Raw genomic sequence first — 18,772 nt, 5'->3', positions numbered from 1 at the left:
CGTCATGCCCGTCGGGCCGGCTTGCTCCTCGCACGCAAGGCCGCGCGCGATTCCCGCGCGAGCCGCTCGGCGGATGCCACGAGCTTCGGAACCGCGTGGCCGGAAAATCCCAGCACGAAACCGGGCAGAGGACGTGAGCGTGAATAGGTGTCGGCCAACAGCCAGCCTTCGGCGCCGGCGGCCTGCTTGGCTTCTGCCGCCACCTCTAGATCGACCGAGGGATCGAACCGGGCGACAAGATGCAGACCCTGTGATGGAACCGGCACCGACAGCACGCCGTCGGATGCGGCTTCCAGGGTCGCGGCCAGCACGTCGCGCGCCTCTCGATAGAGCTTTCGCACGCGCTTCAGGTTCGCGGCGAACGCACCGGAATTGAGCATGTCGGCCACCGCGCCCTCCATCAGCGTGCCGGGAAAGCGGTCGAGTGCGGCCCGCGCGGCGGAGACGTCCGCAATCAAGCGCTCGGGCAGGGCGCAATAGCCGATGCGCAGCCCCGGAAACAACGTCTTGGCGAACGTGCCCAGGTAGATCACGCGCTGGAGATGATCGATGCCTGCGAGCGACATCAGCGGCGCGCCGTCATAGCGGAACTCACTGTCGTAATCGTCTTCCAGCACGAAGGCGCCAGCCTGCTTGGCCCAGTCCAGCAGCTCGAGCCGCCGCGGCATCGACATCTGAACGCCCAGTGGAAACTGGTGCGACGGCGTCACATAGGCCGCGCGCGCGGACGGCGCCGCGGCCCGGCCCCTGGCGACCCGCATGCCGTGAGCGTCGACGGGAACGGGCACGGCGCGATAGCCGCAATGCGCGATGGTCCTGCGCGCGGCGGGGTAACCTGGGTCCTCGCACCAGACCTGGTCGTTGGGCTTGAGGATCGCGCTCAGCACGATGCGCAGCGCGTGCAGCGTGCCTGATGTCAGCATGATCTGATCGGGATCGCAGCGCAGGCCCCGCGCCGATAGCAAGTGATCGGCGATCGCCGCGCGCAGCTCGCGGCTGCCGCGGGGGTCGCCATAGTGCAGATGTTCCGCGCCGAAGGCGCGCATGCGACGGCCGACAAAGGCACGGAAACGCTGCACGGCGCGCTCGTCGATATGGGTGCAGCCCAGCGAAAACGCGCCTTGCCCGGGCGTTTCGACGATGATCTTCGGCCGCTTCGGCTCGGCCGCGCGCGCGGGGATGCGCGCGGCGACGAACGTGCCGGAGCCGACGGTGGCGTCGGCAAAGCCGTCGGCGATCAGCCGCTCATAGGCGGTGACGACGGCATTGCGCCGAAAGCCGGTCTGTTTGGCCAGCGTGCGCGACGGCGGCAGCGGCTCGCCGGGTTTCACCAGACCGCCGACGATCATCTCGCACAGCGCCTGGTACAGCCGGTGCGCCGACGAGGCGCCGGGCGTGATGTGCGGGCCGGCGAGATCGAGCGGCAGCTCGGCCTTGGCCGGCGAGGGAACAGAATTGGTCGGAATTTTTCGCATGGAATTGGCACTATCGCAGACCAAATCCGCGGCTACAACTGCCTTGGAATTGTTCCAATCCGACAGGAGCGGCCGTGAGCCAGACCGAGAGCCAGAATTCCTATCCGACGTCCGCGCGCAACCAGGTGAAGCGCCGTCACGACCGCGGCTTCTACGATCACGACACCGTTCATCGCATCCTGGATTCCTCGATGCTCTGCCACGTCTCCTACGCGATCGACGGCCAACCCTATTGCACGCCGACCTTCTTCTGGCGCGAGGGCACGAAGCTGTACTGGCACGGCTCGAGCGCCAGCCGCATGCTGCGCAACCAGACCAAAGGGGAGCGGGTGTGCCTGACGGTCGCCCATCTCGACAGCCTGGTGCTGGCGCGCTGCGGCTTCAATCACTCGGCCGACTACCGCGCCGTGATGGCGTTCGGCACCGCCTATCTCGTCACCGACCCCGAGGAGAAAGAGCGCGCGGTGATCGCGATGGTCGACCGCTTCTTCCCCGATCGCACCGCGAGCCTGCGGGCGAGCAACACGCAGGAGATCAAGGCGACCTCCTTTATCGCGATGGAGATCGAGGAAGCCTCCGCGAAAGTCCGCGCCAAGGGCGTCGCCGACGATGACGAGGACTATGAGTTGCCAATCTATGCCGAGCGCATCCCGGTGCGCACCGTGCTCGGCGCGCCGGAACCGTGCCCGCGGTTGCTCGACGGCGTGAGCCGGCCGGCGACACTGAATGGCTATTCCGAGGGCCGGTTGCTCGAAGATGCATTGCGGGATGCCTATTTTGCAGAGTACCCGAACGGCTGAAATCGGCTAGCTTGCGCTCCATCGATGATCTGAATGCCCGATTGGAGTTGCCTGATGAATGCCGAAACGCAGCAGAGGATCGTTGACGCCGTCGACGCCGGCTTCGAAGCCCAGCTTGCGACTACGAGCGATTTCGTCGCGATCCCCTCGACCCGCGGTGCGGAGGGACCGTGCCAGGACATGATCGGCGACCTCCTGCGCGCGCGCGGCTACGAGGTCGACGACTGGCACATCAATGTCGACGACCTCAAGGATCTGCGCGGCTTCGGGCCCATCGAACACGATTTTTCGAAGGCGCGCTCGGTGGTCGGGACCTATCGTCCGCAAACCAGCCGGGGCAAATCGCTGATCCTCCAGGGCCACTGCGACGTCGTGCCCGCGGGGCCGCTGGAACTGTGGGACACCCCGCCGTTCTCGCCCGTCATCAAGGACGGCAAGATGTTCGGCCGCGGCGCCTGCGACATGAAGTCGGGCACCATCGGCGCGCTCTATGCGCTCGATGCGATCAAGGCGGCGGGCTTCAAGCCGACGGCGCGAATCCACTTCCAGTCCGTGATCGAGGAGGAGAGCACCGGCGTCGGCGCGCTCTCGACGCTTCAACGCGGCTATCGCGCGGATGCCTGCTTTATCCCTGAGCCGACCGGCGGCAAGATGGTGCGCTCGCAGGTCGGCGTGATCTGGTTCCGCCTGAGCGTAAAGGGCCATCCGACCCATGTCGCCTTCGCCGGCTCCGGCGCGAACGCAATCATGGCGGCCTATCATTTGATCCAGGCGCTGCAAAAGCTCGAGATCGAGTGGAACGAGCGCGCGAAAGCCGACCGCCACTTCAAGACGCTGAACCATCCCATCAACTTCAACCCCGGCATCATCAAGGGCGGCGACTGGGCCTCCAGCGTGCCGGCCTGGTGCGACGTCGATTGCCGGATTGCCGTGTTGCCGGGCTGGTCGATCGCCGATCACCAGAAGGAGATCATGGCCTGCGTTGCTGCCGCCGCGCGCAACCACCGCTTCCTCGCCAACAATCCGCCGGAGATCGAATGGTCGGGCTTTTTGTCGGAAGGCTATGAGCTGACCGACGCCGCCGCGCCCGAGGCGGCGTTCGGCAAGGCCTTCAACACCGTCTATGGCGGCGAAGTCGAAGACCTCGTCTTCACCGCGCTCACCGACACCCGCTTCTACGGCCTTAATCACGGTATCCCGAGCCTCTGCTTCGGCGCGAGCGGCGGCGAGATGCACGGCTTCAATGAATATGTCGATCTGGACTCGCTGAAGAAGACCACCAAGGCAATGGCGCTGTTCATCGCGGATTGGTGCGGGGTGGAGAAGGGATAGCTCTCTCTTCCACCGTCATTGCGAGGAGCCCTTGCGACGATGCAATCCAGACTCCGCGGGGGCAGGCTAGGTTGCTTCGCTGCGCTCGCAACGACGGGCTGCCCAATCCATCGGCGCCCCAAATCCTTTAAGCTTAAACTAAAGACTAGGATGCCGCCCGCGCCGGTGGCAGAGTGGGCGCCAGGTTCACAAAGCCTTGAGTCCGTCGAGGAAGTAATGATGCGCGATTGGGATGACGCTTATGCCAATTCCGCCCATATCCCGGGCTCGGACAAGATGCCGGCGCTGTGGGCGGAGCGGGCGGCGGCTTACCGCGCCGGGCTGAAAGATTTTCGCGCCGACATCGCCTATGGCGCCGGCGAGCGCCAGCGCTTCGACCTCATCCTGCCCGACGGCGACAGCAAGGGCCTCGTCGTGTTCGTCCACGGCGGCTACTGGATGCGCTTCGACAAATCGACGTGGACCGATCTCGCCGAAGGCGCGCGCCATCACGGCTGGACGATGGCGCTGCCGAGCTACACGCTGACGCCGGCCGCGCGCATCGCCGACATTACGGCGGAAATCACCGCCGCGATCGCCAAGGCGGCCTCGCTCGTCGCTGGCCCGATCCGGCTCGCCGGCCATTCGGCGGGCGGCCATCTCGTCACGCGCATGCTGTGTGACGACAGCCGGCTCGAGCCCGCCGTCTCCAACCGCATCGCTGGCACGCTCTCCATCAGCGGCCTGCATGATCTGCGTCCGCTGCTCAAGACTGGGATGAACGAGACGCTGCGCATGACGATGGAGGAGGCGACGCTGGAAAGCGCGGCGCTGCATCTGCCGCGCGGGCATTCGCCCGTGACCGCCTGGGTCGGCGGCAACGAGCGGCCCGAATTCATCCGCCAGTCCGATCTGATGGCCAATGTCTGGACTGGATTCGACGTACCGACGCGCCTCGTCGTCGATCCCGGGCTGAACCATTTCACCGTGATCGACGCCCTCAAGGACCCGTCGTCGCCAATCACCGCGCGCCTGATCGGCCTCGACTGACGAGGCCTGGAAGATCGATCGAAAGGGCCTGTCATGACGTCCAGCGAATACGATCCCGCAAGCGAAGGCGCCGAGACCGATTTCGTCCGGCGCATGTCCTATGGCGACTATCTGGCGTTGGACGCGATCCTCGGCGCGCAGCATCCGCTGTCGGAAGCGCATGACGAGATGCTGTTCATCATCCAGCATCAGACCACCGAGCTGTGGATGCGACTCGCTATCCACGAGCTCAGCGCCGCACGCCGCTCGATCGCTAAAGATGAGGTGCAGCCTGCGATGAAGATGCTGGCACGGATGTCGCGCATCTTCGAGCAGCTCAACGGCGCCTGGGACGTGCTGCGCACCATGACGCCCAGCGAGTATACGCGCTTCCGCTCGCAGCTTGGCCAGTCCTCAGGCTTCCAGTCGCGGCAATACCGGCTGATCGAATTCCTGCTCGGCAACCGCAACCACGCCATGCTCAAGCCGCACGCGCACGATCTGGAAACCACGCAGCTGCTCGAAGCCGAGCTCGCGACGCCAAGCCTCTACGACGAGGTGCTGCGGCTCGCCGACCGCAACGGGCTCAAGATGCCTGCGGCCGTGCTGGCGCGCGATGTTCGCGAGACTCATAGCTTCAGCGAAGGTGTGCTGCAGGCCTGGCGTATCGTCTACGAGGCGCCGGAGACGCACTGGATGCTCTACGAGCTCGCCGAGAAGCTGGTCGATTTCGAGGATTATTTCCGGCGCTGGCGTTTCAACCATGTGACGACGGTCGAGCGCGTCATCGGCTTCAAACGCGGCACCGGCGGCACCGGCGGCGTCAGCTACCTCAAGCGCATGCTGGAGGTCGAGCTGTTTCCCGAACTCTGGCGCGTGCGCACGATCCTGTAGAGATCTCCATGACCAAGCTTCGCGTCTACGACGACACCAAAGCGCTGTTCCATATGCCCGATGGCGTGATCTATCTCGACGGCAATTCGCTCGGCGCGCTACCGCTTGGCGTTGCCGAGCGTGTCAGTCGCGTCATCACCGCCGAGTGGGGTGACGAGCTGATCCGCGCCTGGAACAGTGCGGGCTGGTATGCCCAGCCGCGCCATGTCGGCGATCGCATCGCGCGACTGATCGGCGCGGAAGCCGGCTCCGTCATGGTCGGAGATACGCTGTCGCTCAAGGTCTATCAGGCGCTCGCCGCCGCGCTCGACATGAACGCATCGCGCAAGGTCGTCCTGTCGGACACCGGCAATTTCCCGACCGACCTCTACATGGCCGAAGGCCTGATCGCGACGCTCGGCCGTGGCCATCAATTGCGCCTGGTGGCGCCGGAGGAGATCGAGGCCGCGCTGTCCGAGGAGATCGCTGTCCTCTACATCACCGAGGTCGATTACCGCACCGGGCGCCGCCACGACATGGCGAAGCTGACTGCAAGAGCACATGCGCTCGGCATCGTCACTGTCTGGGACCTCGCGCATTCGGCCGGCGCACTGCCGGTTGATCTTGCAGGCACCGGCGCCGATTTCGCCGCCGGGTGCACCTACAAATACATCAACGCCGGCCCCGGTGCGCCGGCCTTCCTCTACGTCGCGCCGCGTCACGCCGACAGCGTGCGCGCCGCTTTGTCGGGGTGGATGGGGCACGCAAAGCCGTTCGCGTTCGAGCTCGCCTATGCGGCCGCGGGCGGCGTCGAGCGCATGCGCGTCGGGACACCGCCGGTGCTGGCAATGGCGGCGCTGGAGGTCTCGCTCGACATCTGGGACCGCGTCGATATCGCCGAGGTCCGGGCCCGCTCGCTTTCGCTCGGCGATCTCCTCATCAGCGAAGTCGAGCGCCGTTGCCCGCAGCTGAAGCTGGTCACCCCGCGCGCCCATGAGCGCCGCGGCTCGCAAGTCTCCTTCGCCTTCGATGGCGGTTACGCCGCGATACAGGCCCTGATCGCCCGCGGCGTCATCGGCGATTTCCGCGCGCCTGACATCATGAGGTTTGGCATCACGCCGCTGTATATCGGCGAGGCCGAGGTGATGAAGGCGGCCAAGATCATCGAGGACGTGATCGCGGGCGAAGTGTGGCGGCGGCCGGAATATCAGGTCGTGAATGCGGTGACGTGAGAAGTGTCCGCCGTGCCCCGCAGCGCAGCAACGCTGACGCGTCGCGGCGCGTCCGGGACACGAGAGCTACGGCCAAGCTATTGCGCTTCACCCCCACAGCGCCTGCACGATTGCATCGAGCCCGTCCGTCAGCGCCGCCGGCCCCGGCTGCAAAATGATCGCCGACTTGATCTCGACGATACGACCATCGCGCACGGCGGGGATCTCGCTCCAGCCGTCGCGCGCGCTGATGCGGGCAGGGACGACCTTCTTGCCGCACCATGAAGCGAGAATGACGTCCGGCGCAGCGTCACGCACCGCCTCCGCCGAAACGATGCGATCCTTCGCCGCCTGCCGATGGCGCAGCTCCGGAAACACATCCTCGCCGCCCGCGATCTCGATCAGCTCTGAGACCCATCCGATGCCTGAGATCAGCGGATCGTCCCACTCTTCGAAATAGACCCTCGGGCGGGCAGAAGGACGAGGCGTTGCGGCAATCGCGGCGAGGCGCCGTTCGAGCTCGTGAGCGAGTTCCTCCGCACGCTCGCCCGCGCCGACCAGCGCGCCGAGCGTACGGATCATCGCCAAAATCCCGGCGACGTCGCGCTGGTTGAAAACGTGGACGTCGACGCCGGCGCGAACCAGATCGGCGACGATCCCCGCCTGGAGATCGGAGAAGGCGAGCACGAGGTCCGGTTTCAGCGCCAGGATTTTTGGAATGTCCGCGGAGACGAAGGCCGATACCCGCGGCTTCTCGCGGCGCACCTGGGGCGGACGGACGGCGTAGCCGGAGACGCCGACGATGCGGTCCTGCTCGCCGAGCAGGTACAGCGTTTCGACCGTCTCTTCGGTCAGGCAGACGATGCGGCGGGGCGGGATGTGGCGCATGGGAGGAGCATATGCGCAAATGCGGGCGCCGATGTCAGCACCGCGATTACCTCTGACGTCATTGCTTTGCCGCGTGAAGCAATTCACGTTGAGACAACAATGAATTGGGAGGAGATCCGATGACGCCGCTCGAGAAACTTAAAGCGATGAAGATGCCGTTCGCCGAGCTCAAGGGCGTCGAGTTCGTCGAGGCCGGGAAGGACCGCGTGGTGGCGCGGATGACGGTCAGGCCCGATCTCTGCACGCTCCACCACACCATCCACGGCGGCGCGGTGATGGCGCTGGCCGATTCCGTCGGCGCGGCGGCGACCGTGATCAATCTGCCCGAGGACGCCAAGGGCACGACCACGCTCGAGAGCAAGACCAACTTCATTGGCGGCGCCAAAGAGGGAACCACGGTCATCGCGACCGCCACCCCGATCCACCGGGGCCGGCGGACCCAGGTCTGGACCACCCGGCTGGAGACCGAGGACGGCAAGCTGGTCGCGGTAGTGACCCAGACTCAGCTGGTCCTCGTATGACTACGGGGTTTGATTTTGTTAACGAATTAGTCGACTCCCATGCTCGAAACTTGGGCAGGTTCCCGTCTTGAAAAGATTGTTGCGATGCACAATATTGGAGGTCTAGGGATTCGAACGCCTCCTCGAGGGACACCAAGAGGAGTTTTGACTTGTCAATCGACGCAGATTTGGAACTTGAAGAAACCAGCCGCACGAAGTCCGTTCAGGGCTATGTGCGGACCTTGAGCCAGCAGGAAGAATTGCCGCTTTTGCGCGATCATCTGCTGAGGCTCGATGCCGAAAGCAGGCATGACCGTTTCAACGGTTTTCTCGACGACAGTTTTATCGAACGTTACGCCGCACGCTGTGCCGAGGACGGCACCGTCATCGTCGCCTACATCGTCGACGGCGTGGTCCGCGGTGCGGCCGAGCTGCATCCGCCGGAGGACGATTCGCTGCCCGAGGTCGCCTTCAGCGTGGAAGCCTCGGCGCGGCGCCAGAACGTCGGCACCGTGCTGTTCAGCCGCCTGATCGCGGAAGCGCGTTGGAAAGGCTACAAGCGCCTGCGCATCACCACCGGCGCCGAGAATCACGCGATGCGGGCGCTCGCCAGGAAGTTCGGGGCGCATCTGCAATTCCGTCATGGCGAATCGACCGGGACGATCGATCTCGCCAAGGCGCCAGAGGACGAGCTCGCTGATCTCGCAGCCTCGCCCTTCACGGCCGGCCGCGCTCTTCTCAGCTTCAACTCGACCTGCTGGAAGATCATCTCCAGCATGTATGGCAATCGCGCCGCCTGACTGGAAACTGCCGACTGGAATCAAAAAGCGGACCGGCAAAACCGGTCCGCTTTCGTATGGGAGACAGGGAGCTAAGCGCTCAGGTGCCGGTGCGCTTGTCGTTGCCGAAGCGGCGCACGACACGGCGTTCGACCACCACCGAGCGCTGCGCGCCCTGTTCGCCGGCGATCACGCGCGTGGCGATGATGCGGCTGTTGGTGCGGGCCTGCTTCTTCACCTCGGCCTGGACGATTTCGACCGGCATCCCCATGAGAGCTGCCGCGATCTCGGCCTGCTGCTCCTGATCGTCGGTGATGCCGACGGCGGCGAAGATCGCCTCGTCCAGGGTCGGCGGATCGTGGCGCACGCGCCGCGTGCCATATTTGGTATTCCAGTCTGCGTTCATAACGGCCTCGTTTCGATGCCGGGATACCTAGTGCCGTCCATGTTGCATTGCAATATGAATTTCGTGTGGCAGCTCAGCTATGCACTCACAGCTTCTCGAGCTTACTGGCGTCATAGAGTTCAAGCGTGGCCGGCCCCGTGGCAAGTGAGCGCAGGATGCGCACGAACTCGCCGGACGCAGGTACCGCAAAGTGGGTAGCGAGCGCGGCGCGGTCGGCCCATTGCTCGAAGAACACCAGCCTGAGCGGGTTCTCGCAGTCGACATGCACTGCGTGCGAGATGCAGCCGGGCTCCTGCCGCGACCGATGAACATGTTCGAGGCTCAGGCGGCGCGCCTCGTCGAACGTGTCGGTGCGGACCGTTACGCTGCCAGTCACAACGATCATACGATGTCTCCCGAAATGATTGCCGCTAGGGCAGCGACGCCTCGCGGGCGGTGTCATTCACCGGTGCTTGCGGCCAGCGTTTCAGCGCCGCGCGTCCGGCCTCGGTCAGCCCGTAGATTCCCCGCTCAGTACGCTCGAACCAGCCATACACATTGTTAAGCATGATCTTGCCGGCATCGGGACAGCGTTGGCGCAATTCGCTCACGCGCCGCGGGCCCGCCGCAAGCTCCGAGGCGCAGGCCAGCGCCTGCTGCCGATAGGCCGTCATGATCGGCGCGCGGGTGCTGCCGCCCAGCACGGGATCGCCCTGGCGGCGCTGATGCTCTGCGACGAGGCGCGAACGAACCTTCGGCTCGCGGCGCGGCGCCGCCGTTGGCGGCTTCACCAGCACCTCGACTTGGCCGCGGTCGGTTACCCCGAGCATACCGAATCCGAGGCGGCGACAGAGATTGCGATAGCGCGCGTCGGCCTCGCGTCCCTTGCCGCGCGCCGACATCTTGGCGGCAATCCAGACCTCGTCGCCGGCCGGCGCACGATCGACCGCCTGGAGGATCAGCTCGAGATTGAAAGCTAGCTTGAGCTCGCCGATCACCACGACCGGCGGATCCCCGGCGCTGAGGCCCACGAGATCGCAGCCGCCGATCTCGCCCTTGACCGTGAAGCCGAGCTCTTCGAGGAAGCGTTTGACGGGCAGATAAAGCTCAGTTTCCACGGGTGCTCGAATCCGAGAATCAGTTGCGGGCAGTCTAGCCCGTATCGGACTTAGGGCTCTGCGCCATTTGATCGGGAGCGGATGATCCGGCTATCCTGCGGACGGGACAGAGCATCCGTTTCAAAGGCAATCTGCGGCTGTTGGTGCCAGATTGACGCCTTCAGCCTATGAGATGGTCGTAGTCTGCGTGCGAGCCGATCCAGAACCAGACGCAGGCGCCATCAGACTCGATAGCCAGGGCGCGATAACGCAGGCCGACTCTGGCGGCCAAAATCGTCCGACCCGTTTGAACAGAAGCGAGGGATGGAGTGGGGTCGCTCTTCAGCAATTTGAAATTGGCATCGGCCAGCCGTTGAACATTGACGGGCAACGCCTCATAAGCCTTCCAGAATCTCGTCGAAGCCGTGTGCTTCACAAGTCGCGCGTTTGGCCGGCGCGATAATCGCTCAGCGCCTCCTCGGCAAATTCATCGAGCTTGCCCGCCCCGATGTCTTGCTCCAGGAGTTGATCGAACCGTTTAGCGACGAGTTGGTCGAACCACGCACGAAACCGCGCCAACTCGTCAGGCGTAAGTCGCTCGACCGCTCGCTCGATATCTTCCGTTGTCATGGTTCGATTATAGCAATGCGGTGTGGTTTAGAAAAGGTCCGCGGCAACTGACCCCTATACCCGCCCGCCGACCGGGATCAGCGCGCCCGTGACGCCGCTTCCGGCATCGCTGGCGAGGAACAGGATGATCTCGGCGAGCTCCTGCGGCGTCACCCATTTGGCGAAGTCGGCTTTCGGCATGTCGGCGCGGTTGGCCTTGGTGTCGATGATCGAGGGCAGCACCGCGTTCACGGTCACCTTGCCTTTCCACTCGCTCGCCAACGCCTCGGTGAGACGATGGACGCCGGCTTTCGACGCCGCATAGGGGCCCATGCCGGAGCCGGCCTGAAGCGCGCCCATGGCGCCGATATTGACGATGCGGCCGGCATTGGAGGCGGCCAGATGCGGGAGCGCCGCATGCGAGGCGTTGAGCGCCGTCAGCACGTTGAGCGCATGCATGCGCTGCCATGTCTTGATGTCGCCGTCGCTGACGGTCTCGAAGGCGAAGCCGCCGGCGATGTTGATCAGCGCATCGAGCTTGCCGAAGTGTCTTGCCGCGGCATCGACCGCCGTCTTCGCCTGCGCCGCATCGGACAGATCGACGCCGCCAATCTCGATGCGCTCAGCCGTCGCGGAGATTTGCGAGGGCGCATGGTCGATGCCGGCCACGCGCGCGCCGCGCGACTGCGCGGCCTCGGCGACGACTTTTCCAAGTGCGCCGAGTGCTCCGGTCACGATCAGAACCTTGCCTTGCATCATCGTTCTCCCGGCACGGCCGCTCGAGATTTACGGCCGCTTACGATTGCAGATAACGCGCCTTCAGCGCGGTCCGCTCCGGTGTGCCGAGCTTGAGGCCGTCGCGCAAGTAGGTATCGAGATCGCCATACGCGCTATCGACGGCCTCGAAAGCAGCAGCAAGATACGAGGCCTCGACGCTGCCGATCGCGTCGAGGACATCGGCGGGAAGATCGGAAGCGTTCGATGCATCGCGTCTGTAGTGCCGGTTGGTCAAGAGGTAGTCCGCGGCAATGACGTCGTCGGCTACGCCGAGCGCATGCAGGATCAGCGCACTGGCAAAGCCGGTGCGGTCCTTGCCGGCGGTGCAGTGAATGACGAGCGGCGCGCGGTCCTCCAGGAGATGCCCGAACAGGTTGCGGAAACTGGCCGTGTTGTGGCGGACATAGTTGCGATAGGATTCGCGCATGAGTTCGAGCGCGACCGGCGCGGTCAGCCTGCCCCTGGCGAGCTCCGCGCGCAGCGCGGCCACGACCGTCGGCTCGATCGGCAGTGAATACACGGCGATCTCGTTCACCACGCAGACGCCCGCCGCGCGCTCCTCGACGCCGCGAAAATCGAAGGCGCTGCGCACGCCGAGCGCGCGGACGATCTCGACATCGGCGGCGGTGAGCTGGCCGAGATGGTTGGAGCGGAAGATGTGCCGCCAGCGCGTGGTACGGCCATCTGCGGTCGGGTAGCCGCCGAGGTCGCGAAAATTGCTGGCGCCTTGCAGGGCGAGATGGCGGGCAGGCGAGTCTTGTACGGAAGAGTCTTGTACGGAGGAGTCTTGCACGGAGGAGTCTTGCATGAGATCAGCTTGGGTTATGGTTCCAGCGGACGCTCGATGGGCGTCCTTGAGGTCTATTACAGGGGGCGATCATGGGCCGGCACAAGGCCATTCTTTTGGCGGTCACCATGCTGGCGGGCGGAATTATCAATTCACGACAGGCCGATGCGCAGACGTTCCGGACCTATCGCTGCGCCGATGGTACGCAGTTCATCGTTGGATTTTATGACGCCGACAAGCGCGCCTTCCTCCAGATCGACGGCGAACCGGTCACACTTGCCAAGCGGCTGACGGTCTCCGGCGCGCGCTATTCGGGGCGGGGATCACGCTTGTGATCGGCAAGACCGGCAGCACCACGGTCAAGCATCTGAAGCGGCCGGTCACGGCCTGCGCGGGGATCTGAACGGCGGCATTGCCGCAGGAATCAAAAAGGGCCGAAACTTCGTTGTTTCGACCCTTTTTCAAACTGACGCCGGGCATTGAGAGAGCGCGGCGGTATCGAACCGAACGCAGGCATCAGCGATCCCATTTCGGCTTGGCTTCATCGACTGCTTCCTGATGGTACCAGCTTCCACTGCAAATCGTCTCGTTCACGGGGAGCGAGGCGTGGTTGGCGGGAAGGCGGGTCTCACCGTTGCGGCGCCCCCCGAGAGCCGAGCGGCCCCCGACAGGGAATTGGTAGATCTGTGCAGATCCGTGACTCAGTCCATTATTCATCATTGCGGTATCTCCCGAGATCGCAGCGGTTGGCCTCCATGGTGCGCCCGACTCGTTGGCTTGTGGTTACTGGAATCCCCATATCGGCCGTGCATTCCGAAATGCAAAGTGCTGAAAAGGAAATCAGCGCTGGCCTATTTTGTAGGCAGACTGCATTCTGCTTCCTCTAAGGCAGCGGTCGAGTGGCTAACGCGTGGGCCGTTGCGAAGGTTGCGGGCGACGGGCACAGACTTGGCGAATGTTGCCGGACGTTGATGCGCGTTTAGCCGGCAACCTCGGGCTCTGGTGCTCGTGCTCCAGAATCAGGCGTTTTCCGCGGGATTTTTGCGGTGCAGCTTCACGCAAAGGTGCGCCGCTATGACGCACGGCGCAGTCGACGATCTGCCGGGAGCGAGGGAGGCCGGCCGCGGTGGCAAACCTCCCGCGCTGCGGCCTTTTGGCACGTTAAATGCTTGTAAACGGTCGGCCGATGGTGGCCGGGTAAACAATCGTGCGGGGGCCTACGGCCCCCACCTTTCGCATCATCTACAGAGAGGCTCAATGACCAAGTATAAGCTCGAGTACATCTGGCTCGACGGATATACGCCGACTCCGAACTTGCGCGGCAAAACTCAGATCAAGGAATTTGCGTCGTTCCCGACGCTTGAGCAGCTTCCGCTCTGGGGCTTCGATGGCTCCTCCACCCAGCAGGCTGAAGGCCACAGCTCCGATTGCGTGCTGAAGCCGGTCGCGGTGTTCCCGGATGGCGCCCGCACCAACGGCGTGCTCGTGATGTGCGAAGTCATGATGCCCGATGGCAAGACCCCGCACGCTTCCAACAAGCGCGCCACCATCCTCGACGATTCCGGCGCCTGGTTCGGCTTCGAGCAGGAATACTTCTTCTACAAGGACGGCCGTCCGCTCGGCTTCCCGGCCTCGGGCTATCCGGCGCCGCAGGGTCCGTACTACACCGGCGTCGGTTTCTCGAACGTCGGCGACGTCGCCCGCAAGATCGTCGAGGAGCATCTCGACCTCTGCCTGGCCGCCGGCATCAACCATGAAGGCATCAACGCGGAAGTCGCGAAGGGCCAGTGGGAATTCCAGATCTTCGGCAAAGGCTCCAAGAAGGCCGCTGACGAAATGTGGATGGCCCGCTACCTGATGCTGCGCCTGACCGAAAAATACGGCATCGACATCGAGTTCCACTGCAAGCCGCTCGGCGATACCGACTGGAACGGCTCCGGCATGCACGCCAACTTCTCGACCGAGTATATGCGTACGGTCGGCGGCAAGGAGTACTTCGAGGCGCTGATGGCGGCCTTCGACAAGAACATCATGGACCACATCGCCGTCTACGGCCCGGACAACGACAAACGTCTGACCGGCAAGCACGAGACCGCGCCCTGGAACAAGTTCAGCTACGGCATTGCCGATCGCGGTGCCTCGATCCGCGTTCCGCACTCCTTCGCCAATAACGGCTACAAAGGCTATCTGGAAGACCGCCGTCCGAACTCGCAGGGCGACCCATACCAGATCGCTTCGCAGATCCTGAAGACGATCGCGTCCGTGCCGGCCGACAAGAAGGCTGCGGCCTAACATCCTCCCGGCCCGGGCTGGGGGGCTGGCCCGGGTTGGACTTCGATCCGCCGAAGCCGAAAGGCTTCGGCGGATTTTTGCATTCTGATGACAGCAGTTGCGGCGATCCCTCGGACCTCGATCGCGCGAAACTTGTCCATCGCCGCCGAAAGCGGGATAGAGTGTGCCCGGATGCGCGCAGGGCCGGGGACGGCTGGTGTTTGAAGGCTTCTACAAGGTGAGATTTCAGCTCGGCGACGGGGTCGGCCGAAGCGTGATGCATGCCGGCAACGGCAAGATGCTCGGTGGCAATTCGGCCTTCGCCCATATCGGCACCTACGCGAAGACCGAAGGCGGCGTCGACATCGTGATCAACACCGTCCGCCACAACCCCGATCCGAACTACCGCGCCATGGCCGGCACCGATGATGCGACGCTGCTGGCCAAGGGCTGGGCCGAGGGCGATCTCTATCGCTTCAAGGGCGAGCTCAAGGAGCTGCCCGGCGTGCCCTTCCAGTCGTTGATGACGCCGATCACCGAAGACGAGGTGCCGATCGCCGGCGGCGTCGGCGAGGCCGGCATCGCCGACGGGCTCTACTCGGTGCATCTGCGCATGCTCGATGGCGTCGACGGCGGCCTCACCGGCGTGATGCTGCTCAACAAGGGCCGCATCCTCGGCGGCGATGCATCGTTCTACTATCTCGGCAGCTACACCGCCGCCAACGGGCGCTGGAAGGGCCAGATCCTCAATCAGGAGCACACGCCGGCCAAGGACGATCCGATCTTCGGCGGCCACGAGGTCGGCATCGGCTTCTCCGGCACTTATGATGCGGAGCAGGCGGTGCTGGAGGCAACGGCGCTCGCCGGCAAGCGCAGCCTGCGCCTGACCGCCGCGCTCAAGCTGATGCACCGCGCCTGATCGCGACAGGAATCGCTTATGGAAAATGTTCGCATGCTCTCGACGCTCGGCCTGATGGGCGCGATACGCAGCCTGTCCTCCGCATACGAGACCGCAACTGGCGTCCGCATCGACGCCGATTTCGCGCCGACCCTGGCACTGCTCAAGCGGCTGCGCGACGGCGAGGCCGCCGATCTCGTGATCCTCACGCGCGAAGGGCTCGACGAGATGATCGGCGAGGGCCGCGTGGTCTCGGGCAGCGCAGCCGATCTCGCGCGCTCCTTCGTCGGCATCGCTGTGCGGGCAGGGCAAGCCCATCCCGACATCGCCACCGCATCCGCGCTGCGCAATACGCTGCTTGCGGCGCGGTCCGTGGCCTATTCGCGGCTGGGTGCGAGCGGGGTCTATTTCGCCCGGTTGATCGCGCAGATGGGGATCGCGGCAGAGATCAACGCCAAAGCCACCATCGTCGAGCAGGGCTTTACCGCGGAGCGGCTCGTGAGCGGCGAGGCTGACCTCGCCGTGCAGCAGATCAGCGAGCTGAGGCAGGTCGAAGGCATCGAGGTGGTCGGCCCCGTCCCGCACGATCTGCAAACGCCGGCCGTGTTCTCCGCCGGCCGGATGGCAAACGCTGAGCACGCCGATGCCGCGGACCGGCTGCTGCGCTATCTGGCATCACCGGAGGTCGTCCCCGTGCTGCGCCAATCGGGACTCGAGCCTTGAATTTGCCGGGGCGGCGAGCCAATTTGGCGTCCATGCGGACTTTCCTCGTTGCCATCCTCTTCGTGCTTGCGGCGCCGTTGTCGGCGCATGCGCAATCGGCCGATCTCGTCCTGTGCGATCGGGTCGCCGCCGATCCCAGCGATCCCGACAAGCCGGCCGAATTGAGGGGCGTGACGGAGATTGCAGCCTCCGACGTTGCGACCGCCATCAAATTCTGCAAGCAGGCCGCGCCGTCATCGCGGCGCGCGATGTTCGCGCTCGGCCGCGCCTATGCGGCCAACCGGCAGACGGCGGAAGCGATGGCTGCCTGGCGCAAGGCCGCCGACAAGGGATCGAGCGCCGCCATGGTCGAGCTCGGTGTGGCCTACGGCACCGGCTCCGGCGTCGCCAGGGATGAAGCGCAGGCGCGCAAATTGTTCGAGAAGGCGGCGCAGGCCGGCAATCCCCGCGGCGTCAGCAATCTCGCCGCGCTCGGCGGCACCGGCGGCGCCGCGCCGGCCGATCCCGCACAGGCGCGCGCATTGCTCGGCAAGGCGGCCGAGACCAATGCGGAGGCGCAGTACCAGCTCGGCATGATGCTCTCCGAAGGCACAGGCGGTGCGAAGGACGACGCCGCGGCGCGCGCGCTGTTCGAAAAGGCGGCGGCGCAAAACCATCCCGGGGCGCTGGAGCGGATGGGCGCCTTCGCACAGGAAGGCCGCGGCGGGCCAAAGGACAAGGACGCCGCGAAATCCTATTACGAGCGCGCCGCAGCGCTCGGCGACGAGGACGCCAAGCAGGCGCTGGAGCGGCTGCGCTGTCCCTATGCGATCAAGGACAAGCAGGGCAAGCTCGTGACCACGCTGTGCTTCTAGTTCACGTGTAGTAGGCGACATTCTTGCTGGCGTCGCGATAGGTGGTCTCGAGAAAATGCCGCCACGGGCCGTACCGGCCTACACTCGTCCCGCTCATAAGACCTTGAAGGAACGGACCTCGTGCGGAGCGGGTTGAGTCCGAAACCTGACAGGAGGCGCAACCATGATCCGCAAGCTCGCATCCGGCGAATATCGCCTCTATTCACGCAAGGTGAATCCCAAGACCGGCAAGCGCCGCAACCTCGGCACGTTCAGGAGCCGGGCGGCGGCTGAGAAGCATGAGCGCGAGGTGCAGTATTTCAAGCGTCACTAGCTCCTGAGCAAGGCCGTTCGGGACCGCACAAAACAAAAATGTCGAAAACAACCCCATGCACAGTAGCCAAGTGGTTGAAATCACAGCTCTGCGGATGGTGTTGAAATCACAGCCCTGCGGAATTTACGAAACTGTTGCGCCGTCGGGCAAAACAGGGGCATGATGGCATCATGGCAGCGCGTGGCTCTGAACGGCCCTGCGCGGAAAAGCCGGATGGCCTTGGTGCCGCGGCGGTGCTAGGTAACCCGCGATTCCTTCTGATTTTTTTGGGTCTATTGCGTTGCTGGACGGGCTCTACAAGGTTGAATACGGCGTCAACGATGCGTTCGGCCGCAGCATCATGTGCATGCATGACGGCAAGCTGCTGGGCGGCAATTCGGCCTTCGCGCACCTCGGAACCTATTTTGAGCGCGACGGCGAGATCATCGCCGAAGTCGTCACCGAACGGCATAATGACGATCCCCACTACAAGCCGCTGATGGGGGCTGATGTCGCCGCGATCGGCGCACGCGGCCGGCTGGTCGGCAACCAGATCCGTCTCGCGGGCAGTGCGGACACGATGCCGGGCGGCAACTTCTGGGCCAATCTCACCCGGCTCGACGACGAGGGGCTGCCGCCGCAGGGGACGATTGGCCCGGGCGGGGTCGTGAACGGGCTCTATGCGATCCATCTGCGCGCGCTCGACGGCGTCGATGCCGGACTCTCCGGCGTCATGCTGCTGATGGACGGCCGCATCCTCGGCGGAGATGCGTTCTTCTACTATCTCGGCTCCTTTTCCTCGGCGGACGGCCGCTGGAAGGGCGAGATGCTCAACCAGGAACACACGCCGGCGAAAGGCGAGAACCCCGTGTTCGGCGGCTATGAGGTCGGGATCGGCTTCTCCGGGACCTGCACGGCGGATAGCGGCGAGCTTGAAGGCATCGCGCTTGCGGGCAAGCGCAGCCTGCGCCTTACGGCCTCGCTCAAGCTGATGCGGCGGGCCTAGGACGGATACTTAGAAATCTGGGATGTCTGCTTGAGAAGGTAATGCTGGCCTGACTTGCGACGCGCAGCGATGTCGGCTTGTGACCCAGGCTGTGTAAAAACGCGGCTCCGCATCACCTCCATGCAACGAAGGCGGCCGTCGGTGTCGCTATTGAGTTCGCTGCCCGCGCCTCACGCCCGCATGGCTGCCAGCAATGGCTCGACGCCG

General features: G+C 64.6%; 23 protein-coding genes and 1 pseudogene. 14 read left to right on the top strand and 10 right to left on the bottom strand.

All coding sequences use genetic code 11. The features are described 5' to 3' along the window. Positions 1-2: 2 nt before the first annotated feature. A complete protein-coding gene (gene pdxR, locus QCM77_RS24490; RefSeq protein WP_279666019.1) occupies positions 3-1,475 on the bottom strand; it encodes a MocR-like pyridoxine biosynthesis transcription factor PdxR in 1,473 nt (490 codons plus the stop codon). A 74-nt stretch (positions 1,476-1,549) separates the two neighbouring features. On the opposite strand from pdxR, the gene QCM77_RS24485 reads away from it, so the two are divergent. The 5 genes from QCM77_RS24485 (at position 1,550) to kynU (ending at position 6,720) form a co-directional block, all read left to right on the top strand. After that, complete coding sequence (locus tag QCM77_RS24485; protein WP_279666018.1) at positions 1,550-2,275, top strand: pyridoxamine 5'-phosphate oxidase family protein; 726 nt, start codon at positions 1,550-1,552, stop codon at positions 2,273-2,275. A 54-nt stretch (positions 2,276-2,329) separates the two neighbouring features. Then, positions 2,330-3,607: an ArgE/DapE family deacylase gene (locus QCM77_RS24480; protein WP_279666016.1), complete on the top strand. Its 1,278-nt coding sequence runs from the start codon at positions 2,330-2,332 to the stop codon at positions 3,605-3,607. A 219-nt stretch (positions 3,608-3,826) separates the two neighbouring features. Further along, complete coding sequence (locus QCM77_RS24475; RefSeq protein WP_279666014.1) at positions 3,827-4,636, top strand: hormone-sensitive lipase; 810 nt, start codon at positions 3,827-3,829, stop codon at positions 4,634-4,636. A 33-nt stretch (positions 4,637-4,669) separates the two neighbouring features. After that, positions 4,670-5,509 (top strand): tryptophan 2,3-dioxygenase, encoded by an 840-nt coding sequence (gene kynA / locus QCM77_RS24470; protein ID WP_279685249.1) that lies wholly within the window; start codon positions 4,670-4,672, stop codon positions 5,507-5,509. 8 nt (positions 5,510-5,517) lie between these two features. After that, positions 5,518-6,720 carry a kynureninase gene (gene kynU, locus QCM77_RS24465; RefSeq protein WP_279666010.1) on the top strand — a complete coding sequence of 401 codons (1,203 nt, stop codon included), beginning with the start codon at positions 5,518-5,520 and terminating at the stop codon, positions 6,718-6,720. Between the two features lie 87 nt (positions 6,721-6,807). Here the strand turns inward: kynU and QCM77_RS24460 are convergent, their stop codons facing one another. Further along, positions 6,808-7,587 (bottom strand): cobalamin-binding protein, encoded by a 780-nt coding sequence (locus QCM77_RS24460; RefSeq protein WP_279666009.1) that lies wholly within the window; start codon positions 7,585-7,587, stop codon positions 6,808-6,810. Between the two features lie 119 nt (positions 7,588-7,706). On the opposite strand from QCM77_RS24460, the gene QCM77_RS24455 reads away from it, so the two are divergent. Together QCM77_RS24455 and QCM77_RS24450 are read left to right on the top strand one after the other, a co-directional pair. Continuing rightward, a complete protein-coding gene (locus QCM77_RS24455) occupies positions 7,707-8,108 on the top strand; it encodes a PaaI family thioesterase (protein ID WP_211396139.1) in 402 nt (133 codons plus the stop codon). Between the two features lie 167 nt (positions 8,109-8,275). After that, entirely contained in the window at positions 8,276-8,887 is a 612-nt protein-coding gene (locus QCM77_RS24450; RefSeq protein WP_279666091.1) for a GNAT family N-acetyltransferase, read from the top strand. A 79-nt stretch (positions 8,888-8,966) separates the two neighbouring features. On the opposite strand, the gene QCM77_RS24445 is transcribed toward QCM77_RS24450, so the two are convergent. The 7 genes from QCM77_RS24445 to QCM77_RS24415 all read right to left on the bottom strand — a co-directional run bounded on the left by QCM77_RS24445 (position 8,967) and on the right by QCM77_RS24415 (position 12,542). Continuing rightward, the gene (locus QCM77_RS24445; protein WP_279666008.1) at positions 8,967-9,272 is read right to left on the bottom strand and encodes a hypothetical protein; all 306 of its coding nucleotides are present in this window, start codon (positions 9,270-9,272) and stop codon (positions 8,967-8,969) included. 85 nt (positions 9,273-9,357) lie between these two features. Then, complete coding sequence (locus QCM77_RS24440; RefSeq protein ID WP_279666007.1) at positions 9,358-9,657, bottom strand: putative quinol monooxygenase; 300 nt, start codon at positions 9,655-9,657, stop codon at positions 9,358-9,360. Between the two features lie 25 nt (positions 9,658-9,682). Next, positions 9,683-10,369: a DUF2161 domain-containing phosphodiesterase gene (locus QCM77_RS24435; RefSeq protein ID WP_279666006.1), complete on the bottom strand. Its 687-nt coding sequence runs from the start codon at positions 10,367-10,369 to the stop codon at positions 9,683-9,685. A gap of 160 nt (positions 10,370-10,529) precedes the next feature. Then, complete coding sequence (locus tag QCM77_RS24430; protein WP_279666005.1) at positions 10,530-10,784, bottom strand: hypothetical protein; 255 nt, start codon at positions 10,782-10,784, stop codon at positions 10,530-10,532. Next, positions 10,781-10,978, bottom strand: a complete 198-nt coding sequence (locus tag QCM77_RS24425) for a hypothetical protein (protein ID WP_279666003.1) — start codon at positions 10,976-10,978, stop codon at positions 10,781-10,783. The genes QCM77_RS24430 and QCM77_RS24425 overlap by 4 nt, the downstream gene beginning before the upstream one ends. Before the next feature lie 54 nt (positions 10,979-11,032). Further along, on the bottom strand, positions 11,033-11,713 hold the full coding sequence (locus QCM77_RS24420; RefSeq protein ID WP_279666001.1) for an SDR family oxidoreductase: 681 nt from the start codon (positions 11,711-11,713) through the stop codon (positions 11,033-11,035). A 40-nt stretch (positions 11,714-11,753) separates the two neighbouring features. After that, a complete protein-coding gene (locus tag QCM77_RS24415) occupies positions 11,754-12,542 on the bottom strand; it encodes a tyrosine-protein phosphatase (protein WP_279665999.1) in 789 nt (262 codons plus the stop codon). A gap of 71 nt (positions 12,543-12,613) precedes the next feature. Here QCM77_RS24415 and QCM77_RS24410 point away from each other — a divergent pair. Next, positions 12,614-12,924 (top strand): annotated as a pseudogene (locus QCM77_RS24410) (MliC family protein). Between the two features lie 113 nt (positions 12,925-13,037). Here QCM77_RS24410 and QCM77_RS24405 read toward each other — a convergent pair. Further along, a complete protein-coding gene (locus QCM77_RS24405; protein WP_371261365.1) occupies positions 13,038-13,238 on the bottom strand; it encodes a DUF2735 domain-containing protein in 201 nt (66 codons plus the stop codon). Between the two features lie 540 nt (positions 13,239-13,778). Here QCM77_RS24405 and QCM77_RS24400 point away from each other — a divergent pair. The 6 genes from QCM77_RS24400 to QCM77_RS24375 all read left to right on the top strand — a co-directional run bounded on the left by QCM77_RS24400 (position 13,779) and on the right by QCM77_RS24375 (position 18,565). Further along, entirely contained in the window at positions 13,779-14,813 is a 1,035-nt protein-coding gene (locus tag QCM77_RS24400; protein WP_279665993.1) for a glutamine synthetase beta-grasp domain-containing protein, read from the top strand. A 196-nt stretch (positions 14,814-15,009) separates the two neighbouring features. After that, complete coding sequence (locus QCM77_RS24395; RefSeq protein WP_279666089.1) at positions 15,010-15,711, top strand: GrlR family regulatory protein; 702 nt, start codon at positions 15,010-15,012, stop codon at positions 15,709-15,711. 18 nt (positions 15,712-15,729) lie between these two features. Beyond that, positions 15,730-16,413: a substrate-binding domain-containing protein gene (locus QCM77_RS24390; protein ID WP_279665992.1), complete on the top strand. Its 684-nt coding sequence runs from the start codon at positions 15,730-15,732 to the stop codon at positions 16,411-16,413. 32 nt (positions 16,414-16,445) lie between these two features. Continuing rightward, positions 16,446-17,267, top strand: a complete 822-nt coding sequence (locus tag QCM77_RS24385) for a tetratricopeptide repeat protein (protein ID WP_279665990.1) — start codon at positions 16,446-16,448, stop codon at positions 17,265-17,267. Positions 17,268-17,430: 163 nt separating this feature from the next. Beyond that, positions 17,431-17,580, top strand: a complete 150-nt coding sequence (locus QCM77_RS24380; RefSeq protein WP_007591825.1) for a hypothetical protein — start codon at positions 17,431-17,433, stop codon at positions 17,578-17,580. 280 nt (positions 17,581-17,860) lie between these two features. Then, positions 17,861-18,565 carry a hypothetical protein gene (locus QCM77_RS24375; protein WP_279685248.1) on the top strand — a complete coding sequence of 235 codons (705 nt, stop codon included), beginning with the start codon at positions 17,861-17,863 and terminating at the stop codon, positions 18,563-18,565. Positions 18,566-18,772: the final 207 nt, after the last annotated feature.

This window comes from Bradyrhizobium nivariense, assembly GCF_029846695.2.
Taxonomy (GTDB): domain Bacteria; phylum Pseudomonadota; class Alphaproteobacteria; order Rhizobiales; family Xanthobacteraceae; genus Bradyrhizobium.
The sequence above is the reverse complement of the archived record's forward strand: the minus strand, read 5'-3'. Positions and strand labels throughout refer to the sequence as shown.

Bases quoted from the DNA above. Each gene is read 5' to 3' on its own strand.
- QCM77_RS24415 (WP_279665999.1), bottom strand. From the start codon at position 12,542: ATGCAAGACTCCTCCGTGCAAGACTCCTCCGTACAAGACTCTTCCGTA.
- QCM77_RS24390 (WP_279665992.1), top strand. From the start codon at position 15,730: ATGGAAAATGTTCGCATGCTCTCGACGCTCGGCCTGATGGGCGCGATA.
- QCM77_RS24385 (WP_279665990.1), top strand. From the start codon at position 16,446: ATGCGGACTTTCCTCGTTGCCATCCTCTTCGTGCTTGCGGCGCCGTTG.
- QCM77_RS24405 (WP_371261365.1), bottom strand. From the start codon at position 13,238: ATGAATAATGGACTGAGTCACGGATCTGCACAGATCTACCAATTCCCT.
- QCM77_RS24445 (WP_279666008.1), bottom strand. From the start codon at position 9,272: ATGAACGCAGACTGGAATACCAAATATGGCACGCGGCGCGTGCGCCAC.
- QCM77_RS24400 (WP_279665993.1), top strand. From the start codon at position 13,779: ATGACCAAGTATAAGCTCGAGTACATCTGGCTCGACGGATATACGCCG.
- pdxR (WP_279666019.1), bottom strand. From the start codon at position 1,475: ATGCGAAAAATTCCGACCAATTCTGTTCCCTCGCCGGCCAAGGCCGAG.
- QCM77_RS24455 (WP_211396139.1), top strand. From the start codon at position 7,707: ATGACGCCGCTCGAGAAACTTAAAGCGATGAAGATGCCGTTCGCCGAG.
- QCM77_RS24475 (WP_279666014.1), top strand. From the start codon at position 3,827: ATGCGCGATTGGGATGACGCTTATGCCAATTCCGCCCATATCCCGGGC.
- kynU (WP_279666010.1), top strand. From the start codon at position 5,518: ATGACCAAGCTTCGCGTCTACGACGACACCAAAGCGCTGTTCCATATG.
- kynA (WP_279685249.1), top strand. From the start codon at position 4,670: ATGACGTCCAGCGAATACGATCCCGCAAGCGAAGGCGCCGAGACCGAT.
- QCM77_RS24480 (WP_279666016.1), top strand. From the start codon at position 2,330: ATGAATGCCGAAACGCAGCAGAGGATCGTTGACGCCGTCGACGCCGGC.
- QCM77_RS24460 (WP_279666009.1), bottom strand. From the start codon at position 7,587: ATGCGCCACATCCCGCCCCGCCGCATCGTCTGCCTGACCGAAGAGACG.
- QCM77_RS24380 (WP_007591825.1), top strand. From the start codon at position 17,431: ATGATCCGCAAGCTCGCATCCGGCGAATATCGCCTCTATTCACGCAAG.
- QCM77_RS24420 (WP_279666001.1), bottom strand. From the start codon at position 11,713: ATGCAAGGCAAGGTTCTGATCGTGACCGGAGCACTCGGCGCACTTGGA.
- QCM77_RS24425 (WP_279666003.1), bottom strand. From the start codon at position 10,978: ATGACAACGGAAGATATCGAGCGAGCGGTCGAGCGACTTACGCCTGAC.
- QCM77_RS24440 (WP_279666007.1), bottom strand. From the start codon at position 9,657: ATGATCGTTGTGACTGGCAGCGTAACGGTCCGCACCGACACGTTCGAC.